Origin of the sequence: Zobellella endophytica, from assembly GCF_003012775.1 — a bacterium.
In the GTDB taxonomy this organism is placed as follows: Bacteria; Pseudomonadota; Gammaproteobacteria; order Enterobacterales; family Aeromonadaceae; genus Oceanimonas; species Oceanimonas endophytica.
Genome location: NZ_PXYG01000006.1, coordinates 194,882 through 212,518, shown reverse-complemented (window position 1 = coordinate 212,518; position 17,637 = coordinate 194,882). Strand labels below are relative to the sequence as shown.

The window sequence follows — 17,637 nt, the reverse complement described above, 5'->3', positions numbered from 1 at the left end:
GTTATGTTTTCTGCGACATTATCTTCGGGGTATTGAGGTTGAATACTCTGTTAACCTCTGGAACTGGTGAGAACTCTAACTCTCTCAGCAGGTGTGTAAAAATAGATATATCTGAAGTACAGAATAACGACAAAAATGTTCAGTGACCAGTATCTTGAGGAAGTGCTTTGGAGTTGCCGGGGGAATGAACTGAAAAAGGCCTGCAATCGCAGGCCCTTTGGGTATCAGGAGGCGGGTTTTTCCGGCACCAGGGGCACCGCCGGCTTGGCGATCAGCGAGCGGGTGTCTTCCACCGCTTCGGTGAGGATCACCTGGATATGCTGGCCCAGTTCGTAGACCGCTTCCTTGTCCAGGTAGACGCGGCCGTCGTCCCAGCTGCATTCCAGCCGGTCCCGGTTGGCCAGGATCAGGGAGGAGGGCATGAATACCACGGCGCCGTTTTCCTGCAGGCGCAGCTTCACGCCGCCCCGGCCGATGTCGATGATTTCGGCGTCGAACACCTTGCCCTCGGCCACCGCCGGCTGCAGGTAGCGCACATAGAGCCAGTCGGCGATGTCGCGCTCGGCGCGGCGGTGCATGCGGCGCTGCTCGGACAGGTGCTGGGCCAGCTCGGCGCTGGGCGCGTGGGCCTCGTGCTCCTGCTCGGCCAGTATCGCCTTGATCAGCCGGTGGTTGATGATGTCGCCGTATTTACGGATGGGCGAGGTCCAGGTGGCGTAGGCGGCCAGGCCCAGGCCGTAGTGCTCGGCCGGGGTCACGCTCATGGCGGCGAAAGACTGGTAGCGGCGCACCCGGTTGTCCAGGTAGCTGGTGTTGCGGGTGTCCAGCCAGCGGCGCAGGGCGCAGAAGCCCTCCAGGCTGGCCAGGCTTTCCGGCTCGAAGGGGGCTTCGTGGGCCTGCAGCAGTTCGGCCAACTGGGCCAGCTTCTCGGGGTCGAAGCCGGCGTGCACGTTGAACACCCCGGTGCCGGCGTGTTCGGTCAGCCAGTTGCCGCAGGCCAGGTTGGCGGCGATCATCGCCTCTTCCACCATCTGGTTGGCGATGCGGCGGTGATCCACGTGAATGGCCACCACGTTGCTGGCGTCGTCCAGCTCGAAGCGGTAGTCGGGCCTGTCCTTGAACACGATGGCGTGCTCGCTGCGCCAGGCGCTGCGGGCGCGGGTCAGTTCGGTCAGTTCGCGCAGCTGCTCGGCGATCACCTCGCTCTCGGGCTGCCAGTCGCCTTTCTGCTCGACCCAGTCGGACACCTTGTCGTAGGCCAGCTTGGCCTGGGAGCGGATGCGGGCGGCGAAGAATTCCACCTGGTCGGTGACCTTGCCGTCAAAGTCGATCAGCAGGCGGGCGCACAGGGCGGGGCGCTCTTCGCCGGCCTTGAGCGAACACAGTTCGTCGGCCAGGGTGCGCGGCAGCATGGGAATATTGCGGCCGGGCAGGTAGACGGTAAAGGCACGCTCGGCGGCAACCTTGTCCAGATCGCTGTCGTGGGGCACATAGGCGGTGGGATCGGCGATGGCCACGGTCAGCTCCCAGCCGCCGTCCAGCTTCTTCACGCTGAGGGCGTCGTCCATGTCCTGGGTGGACTCGCTGTCGATGGTGAAGAAGGGCACCTCGGTGAGATCCCGGCGCGGCAGCGATTCTTCCAGGGTCTGCCACTCGTCCTGGTCCCGCGGCGCCTGGTTGGCCAGCTTGTTGCGGGCCAGCACCACCCACCAGGGTGCTATGGGATCGTCCACCCCGGCCACCAGCTCCACCACCTCGGCGAAGAAACCGTTGTCGTTCAGGGCGTGGCGCTTGAGCTCGCCCAGCACCCAGTCGCCGTCCTTCAGGCCCTTTTCATCCAACCCCTTGATGGCGCGGGCCTTGATGGCGTCCTTGATCAGCGGGTGATCGGGCACGATGTTGAGCCGGTCGCGGAACCACTTCACCCGGGCCACGAAGCGGGTCAACCCCTGCTCGAGCAGGGTTTCCGGCTCGGCCACTTCCTTCTCGTTTTCGGTGCGCACCAGGGCGGTGATGCGATCGCCGTGCAGCACCTTCTTCATGTAGGGCGGCGGAATGAAAATACTTTCCTTCTCGCTCACCTCGAGGAAGCCGAAACCTTTGGCGGTGGCCTTGACGGTGCCTTCCTTGGTCGGCATGGATTCGCGCAGCTGTTGCTTGAGCTGGGCCAGCAGGGGGTTGTCTTGAAACATAGATTGGGAACCTGTCGAAATATCGGCCTGACTATACGGATTTACCCCCCGGATGCCAAGGAAACCTTGGCCCGGGGCCGGGTTTCGGTTCCCGTTCGGAGCCGGTCAGCCGTATTCCCGGAGCAGGGTGAGTCTGCCGGGATCCGGCTGACCGTTGCCGTCCACGCCCCTGTCCAGCAGGTAGCGCAACCGGTCCAGCATCGCCGTCCGGCCCGGTGCCCATTGGGCGCTCAGGCGGGCCAGCTGGGCGTTGCCCAGGCCGCTTTCCAGGCTGTCGGCCACCACCACGTCCAGCCCTTGGGCCAGTGCTTCCTCGGCCAGCTCCCGGCACCGCGCCAGGCCGCCCAACTGGCTGGGCCTGAGCACCAGGGCTTTCAGTTGTTCGAACAGAGGGTAATCCAGGGCGACATGGCGGCCGAGATCGAAGGCCACCGGCCAGCCGTGGCGCTCCGCCAGCCGCTGGCCGGCGGCCAGGTCGGCGGCGGGATCCAGCAGCCAGTCGATGCGGGCGGGATCGATGCGCCGCCACAGCCCTTCCAGCTGCTCCTCGCTCAGCCGGCCGCCCGCGTCCAGCACCAGTTGCAGGCCGGGCACCAGCAGGGTCAGTTCGCGCACCAGGCCGGCGTCGTGCTGCACCTCGCCGGTGAGGGTCAGCCAGGCCCGCTGGGGGTGCACCCGGCGGCAGCGCCAGGCGCGTATAATGGGCTCCCGCTCGCCTTCCAGCAGCGGCAGCGAGGGGGCCGGCTCGCCGTCGATGGCGGTGAGGGCGCAGTCCAGCCCGAATTGCACCGAGGGCAGGCTGGCGCCGTGGGGCTGGCCTTGGGCCAGCCGCGCACAGGCGGCCAGCAGCTCGTCCCGGGCCTCCTCCAGGCTCTCGCGGGACTCACCGGGCAGGGGGGCGATCTCGCCCCAGCGGCCGTCGATGCACACGTAAAAGCCCCGGCGGCGGCCGAGGGGGGTGCCCCTGATGGTGAGCGCCATGGTCAGGGGAAGTTCATAGCCGTAAACCGCAATATGCATTTGTGGTGACCCCGTTAATCGCCGTCGGAAATATCTTTAATTAAAAGTAACATCTGTCCGCTAGGGACGGTAGCGCTGTTTTCAGCGGCCGGGGCGCGGCTATGATAGGGGTTTCCTTTGATGACCAAGAGAGCACCGATGCCCCTGAGCACCTGGCTGAACGCCATCCGGCCCAAGACCCTGCCCCTGGCGCTGGCGTCCATCCTGCTCGGCGCCGGCGTGGCGGCCGGGGAGGGCGACGTCGACGGCGGCGTGCTGCTGCTGGCGCTGCTCACCGCCCTGCTGCTGCAGATCCTCTCCAACCTGGCCAACGACTACGGCGACGGGGTGCGCGGCACCGACTCGGTGGACCGCACCGGCCCCGTCCGGGTGCTGGCCTCGGGCCAGGTGACCCCGGCGCAGCTGCTGTCGGCGATCCGGCTGACCGCCGCTCTGGCGGTGCTGTCCGGCCTCTTGCTGCTGGGGTGGGCCCTGGGCGCCGACCGGGGCGCCTGGCTCGGTTTTCTGCTGCTGGGTGCCCTGGCCCTGCTGGCGGCCCTGACCTACACCCTGGGCCGGCGGCCCTACGGCTACATGGGGCTGGGGGATCTGGCGGTGTTCGTGTTTTTTGGCCCGGTGGCGGTGCTGGGTACGGCCTGGCTGATGCAGCACCAGTTGACCCCGGCCGGTTGGTGGGCCTCCCTGGCGGTGGGGCTGCTGTCGGTGGCGGTGCTCAATATCAATAATATCCGCGACCTGGAATCGGACCGCCGGGCGGGCAAACACACCCTGGCCCTGCGCCTGGGGCTGGCGCGGGCGCGGGCCTACCAGTTGCTGCTGCTGACCACGGCCCTGCTGGCGGGGACGCAGCTGATGGCGGGCTGGGGTTTCCTGGCCCTGCTCGGGCTCCGGCCCCTGGCCGAAGCCACCCGGCTGGTGCTGACCGAGCAGGGGCCGGCGCTGAACCGGGCCCTGGGGCTGACCGCCCGCGGCACCCTGATCTTTACCGGCCTGCTGGCCCTGGGGCTGGCCTGGGGGTAAAACCGGGGACTGGGGACTGGGGACTGGGGACTGGGGACTGGGGACCTGTCGCTCTCCAGTCCCCAATCCCAAATCCCCGCTTTTAAATTCTTTTGTTGATAAAGAGTTAAAGCAAGATTGCAAAAATTGTATCCAACCGCTTTGCTTTTGACCGGCGGCTCTGGCTATACTGACCTCCATCTTGTCGGAGTGCCCCCAAGGGCTGAGACCGCGAACAGCGGGATCCGTTGAACCTGATCAGGCTAATACCTGCGAAGGGAAACAAGTGAGAACCAGGCCTAAAAACTTCCTTCCGCCCGGTTCTTCCTCAACACTCCTGACAAGCATTTTCACGAACTCAATGGACGCAAGGTGAGATTGCTATGTCAAAAATTAATCGTCGCGAAGTACGCAGCCAGGCCCAGGACTACATCCAGAACCTCAAGGGCGAACCCTTTCCCAACTCCGGCCGCATCTACATCGAAGGCTCGCGTCCGGATCTGAAGGTGGCCATGCGCGAAATCCGCCTGGCCGACAGCTTCAAGGGCGGCACCCAGGAAAATCCCATCCTCGAGCCCAATGCGCCGGTGCCGGTGTACGACACCTCAGGCCCCTACGGCGATCCGGACTCCGAGCTGGACGTACGCCAGGGCCTGCCCCAGCTGCGCCGCCAGTGGATACTGGAGCGTGACGACACCGAGGAGCTGGACAGCGCCACCTCCCAGTTCACCCAGCAGCGCATGGCCGACGACGGCCTGGATCACCTGCGCTTCGAGCACCTGCCCAAGCCGCGCAAGGCCAAGCTGGGCCAGTGCGTGACCCAGATGCACTACGCCCGTAAAGGCATCATCACCCCCGAGATGGAATACATCGCCATCCGCGAGAACATGGGCCGCGAGCGGGTGCGGGACGAGCTGCTGCTCCGGCAGCATCCGGGCCAGAACTTCGGCGCCAACCTGCCCGAGTTCATCACCCCCGAGTTCGTGCGCAAGGAAGTGGCCGAAGGCCGCGCCATCATTCCCGCCAACATCAACCACCCGGAATCCGAACCGATGATCATCGGCCGCAACTTCCTGGTGAAGATCAACGCCAACATCGGCAACTCGGCGGTGACCTCTTCCATCGAAGAGGAAGTGGAGAAGCTGGTATGGGCCACCCGCTGGGGTGCCGACAACGTGATGGATCTGTCCACCGGCCGCTACATCCACGAAACCCGTGAATGGATACTGCGCAACAGCCCGGTGCCCATCGGCACCGTGCCCATCTACCAGGCGCTGGAGAAGGTGAACGGCGTGGCCGAAGACCTGACCTGGGAAGTGTTCCGCGACACCCTGATCGAACAGGCCGAGCAGGGCGTGGACTACTTCACCATCCACGCCGGCGTGCTGCTGCGCTACGTGCCGATGACCGCCAAGCGGGTCACCGGCATCGTCTCCCGTGGCGGCTCCATCATGGCCAAGTGGTGCCTGTCGCACCACAAGGAAAGCTTCCTCTACGAGCATTTCCGCGAAATCTGCGAGATCTGCGCCGCCTACGACGTCTCCCTGTCCCTGGGTGACGGCATGCGCCCCGGCTCCATCGCCGACGCCAACGACGAGGCCCAGTTCTCCGAGCTGTACACCCTGGGCGAGCTGACCAAGGTGGCCTGGGAATACGACGTGCAGGTGATGATCGAAGGCCCCGGCCACGTGCCCATGCACATGATCAAGCGCAACATGGAAGAGCAGCTGGAGCACTGCCACGAGGCGCCCTTCTACACCCTGGGCCCGCTCACCACCGACATCGCCCCCGGCTATGACCACTTCACCTCCGGCATCGGCGCCGCCATGATCGGCTGGTTCGGCTGCGCCATGCTGTGCTACGTGACGCCCAAGGAGCACCTGGGCCTGCCCAACAAGGAAGACGTCAAGCAGGGCCTGATTACCTACAAGATCGCCGCCCACGCCGCCGATCTGGCCAAGGGCCACCCGGGCGCCCAGATCCGCGACAACGCCATGTCCAAGGCCCGCTTCGAGTTCCGCTGGGAAGACCAGTTCAACCTGGCGCTGGATCCGGAAACCGCCCGCGCCTACCACGACGAGACCCTGCCCCAGGAATCCGGCAAGGTGGCCCACTTCTGCTCCATGTGCGGACCCAAGTTCTGCTCCATGAAGATCACCCAGGACGTGCGCGACTACGCCGCCAGCCTGGAGAACAACATCGCGGTGCAGCTGGTGGACATGGACGGCAACAGCGAGACCGTGGTCGCCGGCATGGCCCAGATGTCGCAGGAGTTCAAGAAGCGCGGCGGCGAGCTCTACCACCAGGCCGACAAGCTGGAGCAGGAGGAGGCATGACCCGACCCATCGTCTGGACCGTCGCCGGCTCGGACTCGGGCGGCGGCGCCGGCATTCAGGCCGACCTGCATACCATACAGGCGCTGGGCGGCCACGGCTGCTCGGTGATCTCCGCCATCACCGCCCAGAACTCGGTCACGGTGGCCATGGTGGAGCCGGTGCTGATGCAGGCCTTCACCAGCCAGCTGGTGGCCCTGGCCACCGACCTGCCGGCCCGGGCCATCAAGATAGGCCTGCTGCCCGGCGGCCTGCGCGCCGAGGTACTGGCCCGCTACCTGAAGGAATACCGGCGCCAGTGGCAACCCTGGGTGGTGCTGGATCCGGTGGCCATCGCCAGCACCGGCCAGGCCATGGCCGAGCCCAACCTGCTGCCGGCCATCAAGCAGCATCTGCTGCCCGAGGTGGATTTGATCACCCCTAACGCCGCCGAGCTGGCGGCGCTGTCGGGCATTGCGCCCGACTCGCCCCGGGCGGTGCGCGCCGGCGCCGCGGCCCTGCTGGAGCTGGGCGCGCGCGCCGTGCTGGTCAAGGGCGGCCACCTGGACTGGAGCGGGGATCAGGCCCTCGACTACTTCACCGACGGCCAACGCGAGATCTGGCTGGCCAGCCCCCGGCTGGACACCGTCCACGGCCACGGCACCGGCTGCACCCTGGCCTCGGCCATCGCCACCGCCGTGGCCCAGGACTACCCGATCGAGGATGCCCTGGTGCTGGCCAAGGCCTACGTCAACCAGGGACTCAAGGCCGCCGAAGGCCTGGGCAGGGGCGCCGGCCCGGTGGCCCACCTGGGCTGGCCCGACCGGCGCGAAGACTTCCCCACCGTGGTGATGCCGGGCTCGGCCCTGGGCAAGCAACTGGGGCTCGAGGGCAGCCTGCCCCGGGGCGCCTTCGCGCCCATGGATACCCTGAAGCTCGGGCTCTACCCGGTGGTGGACTCGGTGGCCTGGCTGGAGCGGCTGCTCGGGCAGGGCGTGCGCACCCTGCAGCTGCGCATCAAGGACAAGGCCGACGCCGAGGTGGAGGCCGACATCCAGGCCGCTGTTGAGCTGGGCCGGCGCTACCAGGCCCGGCTGTTTATCAACGACTACTGGCGGCTGGCCATCCGCCACGGCGCCTACGGCGTGCACCTGGGCCAGGAGGACATCGAGGTGGCGGATCTGGAGGCCATCCGCGCCGCCGGCCTGAAACTGGGGCTGTCCACCCACGGCTACTACGAGATGCTGCGGGCCCGGGAGCTCAAGCCCTCCTACCTGGCGCTGGGGCATATCTTCCCCACCAAGACCAAGGACATGCCGTCCCGGCCCCAGGGCCTGGCGCGGCTGGGCCGTTACGTGGCGCTGATGGACGACTACCCGCTGGTGGCCATCGGCGGCATCAGCCGGGAGCGGGTACCGCTGGTGGCCGAGACCGGGGTGGGCAGCATCGCCCTGGTCACCGCCATCACCGAAGCGGCGGACCCGGATGCCGCCACCCGCGAGCTGCTGGCCCTGGTGGAGGGGGATCATGCTGAGTGACGGCGAATTCCTGCGCTACAGCCGCCATCTGCTGCTCGAAGAGGTGGGCGAGGCCGGCCAGCTCCGGCTGAAAAACGCTTCCGTGCTGATCGTCGGCCTGGGCGGCCTGGGTTCGCCCGCCGCCCAGTACCTGGCGGCGGCCGGGGTGGGCACCCTGTGGCTGGCCGACTTCGACCAGATAGAGGTGAGCAACCTGCAGCGCCAGACCCTGTACGACAGCGACAGCCTCAAGCTGAGCAAGGCCGAGGTGGCCCGGGACAAGCTGCACAGGCTCAACCCCGAGGTGGAGCTGATCGCGGTCAACCAGAAGCTGGACGAAGGCGCCTTAAGCGATTTTGTGGCCGAGGTGGACCTGGTGCTGGACTGCACCGACAACATGGCGGTGCGCCAGGCCATCAACGCCGCCTGTTACGCCTGGGGCAAGCCGTTGCTGGTGGGGGCCGCCATCCGTTTCGAGGGGCAGTTGCTGGCGCTCAACCCGGAACTGGATCACGGCTGCTACCGCTGCCTGTACCAGCCGGAGCAGAGCGAGCGGCTCAACTGCGGCAACGCCGGCGTTATTGGCCCGGTGGTGGGCACCATCGGCCTGTTGCAGGCGCTGGAGGCCATCAAGTTTTTAACCGGCACCGGCAGCGTGCCCTGGGGCGAACTCAAGCTGTTCGAGGCCAAGGCCCATCGCTGGCACAGCCTCAAGGTGCCCAGGGATCCGGCCTGCCCCGTGTGCGGCAGAGATAGTGGAGAATCATCATGCGCGTAACCCTGAACGACGAAGCGCTGGAGCTGGCGGAGGGTACCACCCTGGGCCGGCTGCTGGCGGAGCTTGAGCAAGACAAACCCGGGGTGGCGGTCGCCCTCAACCAGCAGGTGGTGGCCCGCGGCCGCTGGCCCGAGCAGGCCCTGGCGCCCGACGACACCATCACCCTGTTCCACGCCATCGCCGGAGGCTGAGATGAGCCTGACCATCGCCGACAAGACCTTTAATTCCCGCCTGTTCACCGGCACCGGCAAGTTTGCCAACGGCGCCGTCATGAAGGCGGCGTTCGAATCCAGCGGCTCCGAGCTGGTGACCATGGCCCTGAAGCGGGTGGACCTCAAGGCCCACAGCGACGACATACTGCCGCCGCTGCTGGCGCTGGGCGTCAACCTGCTGCCCAACACCTCGGGCGCCAAAAACGCCGACGAGGCGGTGTTCGCCGCCCGGCTGGCGCGGGAGGCCCTGGGCACGAACTGGCTCAAGCTGGAGATCCACCCGGACCCTAAATACCTGCTGCCCGATCCCATCGAAACCCTGCGCGCCGCCGAGCGGCTGGTGCAGGAGGGCTTCGTGGTGCTGCCCTACTGCGGCGCGGACCCGGTGCTGTGCAAGCGGCTGGAAGAAGCCGGCTGCGCGGCGGTGATGCCGCTGGGCGCCCCCATCGGCTCCAACAAGGGGCTGGTGACCCGGGACTTCCTCGAGATCATCATCGAGCAGTCCACCGTGCCGGTGGTGGTGGATGCGGGCATAGGCGCGCCCAGCCACGCCGCCTACGCCATGGAGCTGGGCGCCGATGCGGTGCTGGTGAACACCGCCATCGCCGTGGCCGGCGATCCGGTGGCCATGGGCCGGGCCTTCCGGCTGGCGGTGGAAGCCGGACGGATGGCTTTCGAAGCGGGGCTGGCCGGCCAGAGCCACCAGGCCCAGGCCTCCAGCCCGCTCACCGCCTTTCTGGGGGCGTTATGAGCTTCTTCGAGATCTGGTCGTCCCTCGACTGGGACGACATCAAGCTGAGCATCTACGGCAAGCAGGCGCGGGACGTGGAGCGGGCCCTGGCCCGGCCGAAACGGGATCTGCAGGACTTTATGGCGCTGATCTCGCCGGCCGCCGAGCCCTACCTGGAGCAGATGGCGCAGCAGTCCTACCAGTTGACCCGCCAGCGCTTCGGCAACACCGTGGGCTTTTATATCCCGCTCTACCTGTCCAACCTGTGCGCCAACGACTGCACCTACTGCGGCTTTTCCATGAGCAACCGGCTCAAGCGCAAGACCCTGAACGAAGCCGAAATCGAGCAGGAATGCCTGGCGATCAAGGCCATGGGCTTCGACACCGTGTTGCTGGTGACCGGCGAGCACGAGGGCAAGGTGGGGCTCGATTACTTCAAGCGGGTGCTGCCGATCATCAAGCGCCATTTCAGCTACCTGATGATGGAGGTGCAGCCCCTGTCCCGGGAGGAATACGCCGAACTGCGGGAATACGGGCTGGACAGCGTCATGGTGTATCAGGAGACCTACCAGCACCTGACCTACGACCAGCACCATATCCGCGGCAAGAAGAAGGACTTTCGCTGGCGGCTGGAAACCCCGGACCGGCTGGGCAAGGCGGGCATCGACAAGATCGGCCTGGGCGCCCTGTTCGGGCTGGAGGACTGGCGCGCCGACAGCTTCTACGTGGCGGCGCACCTGCGCTACCTGCAGAAGCATTACTGGCAGACCCGTTATTCGGTGTCCTTCCCGCGCCTGCGGCCCTGCGCCGGCGGCCTGGAGCCCAAGTCGGTGATGAGCGATCGCCAGCTGGTGCAGCTGATCTGCGCCTACCGGCTGTTCGACCAGGAGCTGGAGCTCAGCCTGTCCACCCGCGAGGCCCAGGAATTTCGCGACAAGGTGATCCCGCTCGGCATCACCAGCATCAGCGCCGGCTCCAAGACCCAGCCCGGCGGCTACGTGGCCGACGACAAGGCCGAGCTGGAGCAGTTCGAGATCGACGACGACCGCGCCCCGGCCGAGGTGGCCAGGGCGGTGGCCGCCGCCGGCCTGCAACCGGTATGGAAAGACTGGGACAACAGCTACTCCGCCAGCCGCTGACCGATAAAAACGGTGAACCGGCATGAAAACCGGTTCATCGTTATAAATTGGCGGCCATCGGAGCTATAGTGAGCACGGCAAGGCTCACTTGAGCCGTGATTGTGGTCATGACGGAGGTGGCAACTTGGTTGCAAACAACACGCACAGCAAGGTGATCGGCTATATCCTGTGGATTTTCGGGTTTATGGGCGCGCACCGCTTCTACTACGGCCGCCCCATCAGCGGCACCCTCTACTTCTTTACCCTGGGCCTGTTCTTTATCGGCTGGATAGTGGACTTGTTCCTGATCCCCTCCATGGACCGCGCCGCCGAGCGCCGCTACGTGGCCGGCAGCAAGGACTACAACCTGAGCTGGATACTGCTGACCTTCCTCGGCATCTTCGGCGTGCACCGGCTCTATCTGGGCAAATGGGTCACCGCCATTATCTGGTTTTTCACCGGCGGCCTCTTCCTGCTCGGCTACCTCTACGACTACTGGACCCTGAACGGCCAGGTGGACGAGGTCAACCGCGAGTCGCGCCGGTTCGGGTAAATCGCCCGGAGTTCATCGCTTCAAGCATTATCTGACCGGCCCGGCTAGAGATAGGGGGTGGCCAAGGTGGCGGCCAGGGCTTTGCCCTTGAGCGCCGCCTGTTTGTCGCCCGTTATATGGGCCTGCACGGTGGCGCCTTCCTTCAGCAATCCCAGGGTGTCGGCCAGGGACTGGGCGTCTCCTGGTTCCAGGCCGCAGCGAGCCAGGTGGCCGGCGATGCGAGCGATAACGGCGGCCTTGTGCCGGGCGCACTGGCGATGAACCTCGTGCTCCGGATCGCCGTATTCCCCGCAGGTATTGATAAAAAAACAGCCGTGAAACTCGGTGAGCAGCTCGACCCTGTCGTTGAACCAGTCATCCAGGGCGTCGAACAGCGCCTCGATCACCGCCGCCACACCGCCTTCCGCCCGGGCGAGGCGGGCGTCCAGCCATTCCAGGTAATTCCGGTCACGATAGGCCACCACGGCCTCCACCAGCGCCTCCTTGCCGGGGAAGTGGTGGTACAGGGTTTTCTTCGCCACCCCCGAGTGCTGCAGTATCTGGTTGATGCCCACCGCATGAATGCCATGCCGGTAGAACAGCTCGAAGGCGGTGACGATAAGCTGCTGGCGCTTGTCCATGGGTCTCTCCTTTTTCGTCGATGTTGACAGAGGTATACCGATCTGTCTACTTTAAGTCATTGGTAGACAGTTCGGTCTACTTTTTGATGGAGAAAATCTATGAGCAATACGATGATTTCGCGCCTGTCGGGCGCGGGCCCGGCCCTGGTGGCGGGAGCGGGCGCCATGCTGTGCATTTCGGTGCTGGCCGGCCTGGAGCAGTTCAATGACGGGGCCCTGTGGCTGATGGCACCTTTCGGCGCCACCATGGTGATCCTCTTCGGCCTGCCGGACAGCCCGCTGGCCCAGCCTCGGAACATCGTGTTCGGCCATCTCCTGACCACCCTGGTCGGGTTGACTACCATGAGCCTGTTTGGGGTGCACCCCTGGTCGCTGGGCCTGGCGGTGGGCCTGGCGGTGAGCCTGATGTTGCTGACCGGCACCACCCACCCGCCGGCCGGGGCCAACCCCCTGATCGTGATGCTCAGTGGCCAGGGCTGGGATTTCCTGTGGTCGCCGGTGGCAATAGGGGCGGTACTGATTGTGCTGATGGGCCTGCTGTATCACCGCGGCACGGGGCGCCGGAGCTATCCGGCACGGTGGCTGTAGCGGGCCGTACAAGCGGGACGAAACTACTCGAACCGCGCCCTGAATTGCCGGTATTCCCGTTGGGCGGCGTCGGTGGTGGTGGTGTACAGCCAGATCTGCTGGCCCGGCCGGCACTGGGCCAGGCGGGAGCAGGCCAGGGGCGTCAGGGTGCCGAGGCGGGGGTAGCCGCCGATGGTCTGGCGGTCGTTGAGCAGCACGATGGGCTGGCCGTCCGGCGGCACCTGCACCGCGCCCAGGCTGACGCCCTCGGAGATCATCGACTCGACCGAGCAACGTAAAGCCGGGCCCTGCAACCGGATGCCCATGCGATCCGAGCGGTTGTCGACCCGCCAGGGTTGGCCGAAGGCGTTGAGCAGGCTGGCGTCATCGAAAAAGCGGAACTGGGCGCCGGGGATCAGCGCCAGCCGGGGTGTTTCCCCATAGTCGGGCAGGGCGTCGTCGGGCCGGCGGCGCGCCGGTGTGGCTGTTTCATTCGGCACAAAGGCCAGCCGGTCGCCGGCCGCCAGCTTGCTGCCGTCGCCCTGGTGGCCGCCCAGGCCGTCGCGCACCACACAGGCCCGGCTGCCCAGCACCGGCTCGGCGATAAAGCCGCCGGCCACCGCCAGATAGGTACGCAGCCCCTGGCGGCACATGCCGAGGCGCAGCACCTGGCCGGCCTTGAGGGTGAAGGCCTGCCAGGGCGCGAGGGGCCGGCCGTCCAGGGTGGCCTGCATGTCGGCGCCGGCCAGGGCCAGTCGGCAGTCCTGCCCGGCGGTCAGTACCAGACCACCCAGGGTGATTTCCAGCGCCGTGCCGCCCCAGGGGTTGCCCAGCAGCCAGTTGGCCCAGGCCCAGGCGTGCAGATCGGCGGGGCCGCCCTGGGTGACGCCGAGGCGGCGCACGCCGTAGCGGCCGCCGTCCTGCAGGGTGCTGAGCGGGCCGGGGCGGCTGATGGTGAGATATCCTGGTGCCATCGTGAACTACCTTGTTGCCATGGGAGAGGTATCGCCGCCGAGGCGTTCGAAGGCGGCCTTGTCGACCGGGACGAAACGTACCCGATCGCCCACCTGCAGCAGGCTTAAGTGTTTGCTGCGCGGGTCGAACAGGGTGGCGCTGGTGCGCCCGAGCAGGTTCCAGCCGCCGGGGGAGGACCGCGGGTAGGCGGAGGTCTGGCGGCCGGCGATGGCCACGCTGCCCGCCGGCACCCGAGGCCGAGGGGTATCGAGCCGGGGCAGCGCCAGTTCGGCGGGCAGGGTGCCCATAAAGGCGAAGCCGGGGGCAAACCCCAGGGCGAATACCCGGTACTCGTGCTCGCTGTGCAGCCGGATCAGCCGCTCGGCGGCGAGGCCGGTATGCCGCTCCAGCCGGGCCATGTCCGGGCCCACGCTGGGGTGATACCACACCGGCAGCTCCTTGACCGGGGCGTCGGCATGGTCCCGATCCGGGGTCAGCCCGGCCAGCACGTCTTGCAGTTTCTGCCGTGCCTGGTCGTCGTTGAGGCGCAAGGGATCGTACTGCACCAGCACCGTGGTGTAGGAGGGCACCAGATCCACCAGCTCGTCGCCAAACGCCTGCTCGCAGCCGCGCACCAGGGCGGTGATCCAGCCCATGTTGCGCTCGTCGATACTGTCGAACAGCCGCACCAGCCAGGCGTCCATGCCGGCGTTTTCCAGCCGGGGCAGGGTGCTCATGGCAGTTGGTCCAGGGCCTGGCGGATGGCCTTGACCGCCGCGATGGACTCGGGGTTGTCGCCGTGCACGCACAGGGTGTCGGCGGCGAGCATAAGCAGGCTGCCGTCGCTGGCGGTGAGCGCCTGGCCCAGGGCGATGCGGCGGGCCTGCTCCACGATCACGGCGGGGTCGTGGTGCACGGCGCCGGGCAGCCGGCGCGAGACCAGGTAGCCCTGGGCGTCGTAGGCGCGATCGGCGAAGGCCTCGAACCAGAGGGTAACGCCGTGTCGGGCGGCAAGTGTCTGGGCCGGTTGCGGATCCCGGGTGGCCATCACCATCAGCGGCAGGGTGGCGTCATAGGCGGCCACCGCCTTGATCACCGCCTCCAGCCGGGCCGGCTCCTGCATCATGTCGTTGTAGAGGGCGCCGTGGGGCTTGACGTAGGCCACCCGGCCGCCTTCGGCCCGGCACAGGGCGTCCAGCGCCCCCAACTGGTAGAGCACCAGGTTCTCGATTTCGGCGGGGGAGCAGGCCAGGGAGCGGCGGCCGAAGCCCACCAGATCCGGGTAGGCGGGGTGGGCGCCCACTTTTACCCCGTGATCCAGCGCCAGGCGCACGGTGCGGCGCATGGTGTCCGGGTCGGAGGCATGAAAGCCGCAGGCCACGTTGGCCAGGTCCACGAAGGGCATCACTTCCTGGTCGCAGCCCATCACCCAGGGGCCGAAGCTTTCCCCCATATCGGCGTTCAGCAGTAGTTTGGGCATGGTGTCGGTTCCGTCTGTCAGATGATGCCTTATCTTATCCTGTCATGGCCGATTGCTTAACCGGCGGCGGCACATCGGCGCTGATGCGTTATTTCTGAACAGCTCTATTTATCAAACCGGTTTTTGTGATTATGATACCTGCTCATTTTAACCAAGAGGTCCGGTCCACCGCCGGTAAACTATATGGATTGCTCGCGAAGTTGCTTGCAAAACAACGTTGATTTTTTAGCTGTTTCCTTCCTGTCACTGCTCCCGGCGCCCGCCGCCCCATCCGGATTTGTCCGCTGCCCCGGCTATACTCAGCTTGCCGGCCTGGCCTGTGCTATTCGCTGATCTGCACCTATTCGACACGTATCAAGAGGTAAATCATGGAATTCCTGATGGATCCGTCTATTTGGGTGGGCCTGCTGACGCTGGTTATCCTGGAAATTGTGCTGGGTATCGACAACCTGGTGTTTATCGCCATCCTGGTCAAGAAACTGCCGCCCCACCAGCGCGACAAGGCCCGTATCATCGGCCTGTCGCTGGCGCTGATCATGCGGCTGGCGCTGCTGAGCGTGGTGTCCTGGCTGGTCACCCTGACCACGCCGTTGATCACCCTGGGTGAACTGAGCTTCTCCGGGCGGGATCTGATCCTGATGGCCGGCGGTCTCTTCCTGCTGTTCAAGGCCACCATGGAGCTGCACGAGCGGCTGGAAGGCAAGATGCACGAGGCCAGCACCAACGTGGCCTATGCCGGCTTCGGGGTGGTCATCGCCCAGATCTTGGTGCTGGACGCGGTATTCTCGCTCGACTCGATCATTACCGCCGTGGGCATGGTGGACAACCTGGCGGTGATGATGATCGCCGTGGTGGTGGCCATGGTGGTGATGCTGGCCGCCTCCAAGCCGCTCACCGAGTTCGTCAACGCCCACCCCACCGTGGTGGTGCTGTGCCTGAGCTTCCTGCTGATGATCGGTTTCAGCCTGGTGGCCGAAGGCTTCGGCTTTCATATCCCCAAGGGCTATCTGTACGCCGCCATCGGTTTCTCGATTTTGATCGAGTTCCTCAACCAGCTGGCCAAGCGCAACTCCGCCAAGGAAGAGGCTCGCCAGCCGCTGCGCGAGCGCACCACCCAGGCCATTTTCAACCTGATGGGCGGTGGCAAGCAGGCGGCCATGGAACCGGACGAAGCACGTCAGCAGAGCCTGGAGCAGGGCTTTGCCGAGGAGGAACGGCACATGATCAGCGGCGTGCTGTCGCTGGCCGAGCGCTCCATCCGCACCGTGATGACGCCCCGGGCCGACATCGCCTGGCTGGACGTGGCCGACAGCCCCGAGCAGGTGATGGCGGAGCTGATGGCCTCGTCCCACAGCCAGGTCCCGGTCTGCGAAGGGGAGCTGGACAACCTGCTGGGCGTGGTGCGGGCCAAGGATCTGGTGGCCGGGCTGAAGGAGGGCAAGAGCCTGGCCGAGCTGGCCACGGGCAACGAGCCGATCATAGTGCCGGACAGCATCAGCGTGATCCGCCTGCTCAACATACTGCGCGATGCCCGCGGCAACATGGTGCTGGTGAACGACGAGTTCGGCACCGTGCAGGGGCTGGTGACGCCCCACGATCTGCTGGAAGCCATCGTCGGCGAATTCCTGGACGAGGACGAGATCCCGGAAGTGCTGGCCCAGGAAGACGGCTGGCTGGTGAAGGGCAGCACCGACCTGCACTACCTGGAGCAGGTGCTGGCGCGCAAGGGGCTGGTGGATCCGGACAACGACTACGCCACCCTGGCGGGCATGCTGCTGGCCTGGAGCGGCCAGCTGCCGGAGCAGGGCGCGGTGTTCGAGCGCGAGGATCTGCGCTTCGAAGTGACCCAGGTGGAGGATTTCCGCATCGCCCAGGTGCGCATTACCCCGCTTACCGCCTGATCTAAGGAGGGTGCCGGGACCTTGTCATGCCCGCGAAGGCGGGCAGCCAGGACCCGGGTACCTTCCCGCGAAGGCGACAACGCCGAGCCCCTGGACCCCCGCCTTCGCGGGGGTGACTACAACACCGCCTCTATGGCGGTTTTCAGTTTTTCGTCCTCCGGCTTGGTCCGGCTGGAAAACACCGCCGTGACCCGGCCTTCCCGGTCTATTACGTACTTGTAGAAGTTCCAGCGCGGCGCCTTGCCGCTCTGGCGGGCGATCTCCCTGAAGATGGGGTGGGCGTCGTCGCCCCGCACCTTGATCGGCGCCACCATGTCGAAACTGACCCCGAAATTGATAAAGCACACCTTGGCGGTTTCCGCTTCGTCTTTCGCTTCCTGGCGGAAGTCGTTGGAGGGAAAGCCCACCACCCTGAGCCCCTGATCCTTGTAGCGCTGGTGCAGCGCCTCCAGCCCCTCGAACTGGCCGGTAAAGCCGCAGAAGCTGGCGGTGTTCACCACCAGCAGCGGCTGGCCGGCGAACTGGCGCATGTCCACCGTCTCGCTCGAGTGCAGCCGGGGCAACTGGTGTTCGAACAGGGCGCCGGTGTCCGGCTGTGCCGCGGTTGCCGTCTGGCACAGCAGCAGGCCGCACAGGCCGCTGAACAGTTTTTTCATCTCGATCACTCCCTGATGGTCCATGGGC

17 protein-coding genes and 1 riboswitch are annotated in these 17,637 nt (G+C 66.1%); of the genes, 10 read left to right on the top strand and 7 right to left on the bottom strand.

The annotated features are described in order from the left end of the window. Positions 1-224 precede the first annotated feature (224 nt). Positions 225-2,192 (bottom strand): exoribonuclease II, encoded by a 1,968-nt coding sequence (locus C7H85_RS14400; protein WP_106730386.1) that lies wholly within the window; start codon positions 2,190-2,192, stop codon positions 225-227. A 105-nt stretch (positions 2,193-2,297) separates the two neighbouring features. Beyond that, positions 2,298-3,212, bottom strand: coding sequence for an o-succinylbenzoic acid (OSB) synthetase (locus C7H85_RS14395; protein ID WP_106730385.1), 915 nt, complete (start codon positions 3,210-3,212; stop codon positions 2,298-2,300). Between the two features lie 120 nt (positions 3,213-3,332). On the opposite strand from C7H85_RS14395, the gene menA reads away from it, so the two are divergent. The 8 genes from menA (at position 3,333) to C7H85_RS14355 (ending at position 11,431) form a co-directional block, all read left to right on the top strand. Further along, positions 3,333-4,232 carry a 1,4-dihydroxy-2-naphthoate octaprenyltransferase gene (gene menA, locus C7H85_RS14390; RefSeq protein WP_245879676.1) on the top strand — a complete coding sequence of 300 codons (900 nt, stop codon included), beginning with the start codon at positions 3,333-3,335 and terminating at the stop codon, positions 4,230-4,232. Between the two features lie 175 nt (positions 4,233-4,407). Next, a riboswitch (TPP riboswitch) is annotated at positions 4,408-4,510 on the top strand. Positions 4,511-4,594: 84 nt separating this feature from the next. Further along, entirely contained in the window at positions 4,595-6,547 is a 1,953-nt protein-coding gene (thiC, locus tag C7H85_RS14385; protein ID WP_106730383.1) for a phosphomethylpyrimidine synthase ThiC, read from the top strand. Continuing rightward, positions 6,544-8,061 carry a thiamine phosphate synthase gene (gene thiE / locus C7H85_RS14380; protein WP_106730382.1) on the top strand — a complete coding sequence of 506 codons (1,518 nt, stop codon included), beginning with the start codon at positions 6,544-6,546 and terminating at the stop codon, positions 8,059-8,061. Before thiC ends, thiE begins: the two co-directional genes overlap by 4 nt. Further along, positions 8,051-8,818, top strand: a complete 768-nt coding sequence (locus C7H85_RS14375; protein WP_106730381.1) for a HesA/MoeB/ThiF family protein — start codon at positions 8,051-8,053, stop codon at positions 8,816-8,818. The genes thiE and C7H85_RS14375 overlap by 11 nt, the downstream gene beginning before the upstream one ends. After that, entirely contained in the window at positions 8,809-9,009 is a 201-nt protein-coding gene (gene thiS, locus C7H85_RS14370; protein ID WP_094041314.1) for a sulfur carrier protein ThiS, read from the top strand. Before C7H85_RS14375 ends, thiS begins: the two co-directional genes overlap by 10 nt. Before the next feature lies 1 nt (position 9,010). Further along, positions 9,011-9,781 (top strand): thiazole synthase, encoded by a 771-nt coding sequence (locus tag C7H85_RS14365; protein ID WP_106730380.1) that lies wholly within the window; start codon positions 9,011-9,013, stop codon positions 9,779-9,781. After that, positions 9,778-10,899, top strand: a complete 1,122-nt coding sequence (gene thiH, locus C7H85_RS14360) for a 2-iminoacetate synthase ThiH (protein ID WP_106730379.1) — start codon at positions 9,778-9,780, stop codon at positions 10,897-10,899. The genes C7H85_RS14365 and thiH overlap by 4 nt, the downstream gene beginning before the upstream one ends. 124 nt (positions 10,900-11,023) lie before the next feature. After that, the gene (locus C7H85_RS14355; RefSeq protein WP_106730378.1) at positions 11,024-11,431 is read left to right on the top strand and encodes a TM2 domain-containing protein; all 408 of its coding nucleotides are present in this window, start codon (positions 11,024-11,026) and stop codon (positions 11,429-11,431) included. Positions 11,432-11,475: 44 nt separating this feature from the next. Here C7H85_RS14355 and C7H85_RS14350 read toward each other — a convergent pair whose 3' ends face one another. After that, entirely contained in the window at positions 11,476-12,051 is a 576-nt protein-coding gene (locus tag C7H85_RS14350; protein ID WP_106730377.1) for a TetR/AcrR family transcriptional regulator, read from the bottom strand. A 99-nt stretch (positions 12,052-12,150) separates the two neighbouring features. Here C7H85_RS14350 and C7H85_RS14345 point away from each other — a divergent pair, with 99 nt between their 5' ends. Next, complete coding sequence (locus C7H85_RS14345; RefSeq protein ID WP_245879675.1) at positions 12,151-12,639, top strand: HPP family protein; 489 nt, start codon at positions 12,151-12,153, stop codon at positions 12,637-12,639. 23 nt (positions 12,640-12,662) lie between these two features. Here the strand turns inward: C7H85_RS14345 and C7H85_RS14340 are convergent, their stop codons facing one another. From C7H85_RS14340 to C7H85_RS14330, 3 genes are read right to left on the bottom strand one after another with little or no spacing between them, the layout of a single operon-like run. Further along, the gene (locus tag C7H85_RS14340) at positions 12,663-13,592 is read right to left on the bottom strand and encodes a 5-oxoprolinase subunit C family protein (protein WP_106730376.1); all 930 of its coding nucleotides are present in this window, start codon (positions 13,590-13,592) and stop codon (positions 12,663-12,665) included. 6 nt (positions 13,593-13,598) lie between these two features. Next, positions 13,599-14,309, bottom strand: coding sequence for a 5-oxoprolinase subunit PxpB (gene pxpB, locus C7H85_RS14335; RefSeq protein ID WP_106730375.1), 711 nt, complete (start codon positions 14,307-14,309; stop codon positions 13,599-13,601). Further along, positions 14,306-15,052 carry a 5-oxoprolinase subunit PxpA gene (locus C7H85_RS14330; protein ID WP_106730374.1) on the bottom strand — a complete coding sequence of 249 codons (747 nt, stop codon included), beginning with the start codon at positions 15,050-15,052 and terminating at the stop codon, positions 14,306-14,308. The genes pxpB and C7H85_RS14330 overlap by 4 nt, the downstream gene beginning before the upstream one ends. A gap of 368 nt (positions 15,053-15,420) precedes the next feature. Here C7H85_RS14330 and C7H85_RS14325 point away from each other — a divergent pair, with 368 nt between their 5' ends. Then, positions 15,421-16,953, top strand: coding sequence for a TerC family protein (locus tag C7H85_RS14325; RefSeq protein WP_106730373.1), 1,533 nt, complete (start codon positions 15,421-15,423; stop codon positions 16,951-16,953). A gap of 116 nt (positions 16,954-17,069) precedes the next feature. Here the strand turns inward: C7H85_RS14325 and C7H85_RS14320 are convergent, their stop codons facing one another. Beyond that, positions 17,070-17,609: a glutathione peroxidase gene (locus C7H85_RS14320; protein ID WP_106730372.1), complete on the bottom strand. Its 540-nt coding sequence runs from the start codon at positions 17,607-17,609 to the stop codon at positions 17,070-17,072. Positions 17,610-17,637: the final 28 nt, after the last annotated feature.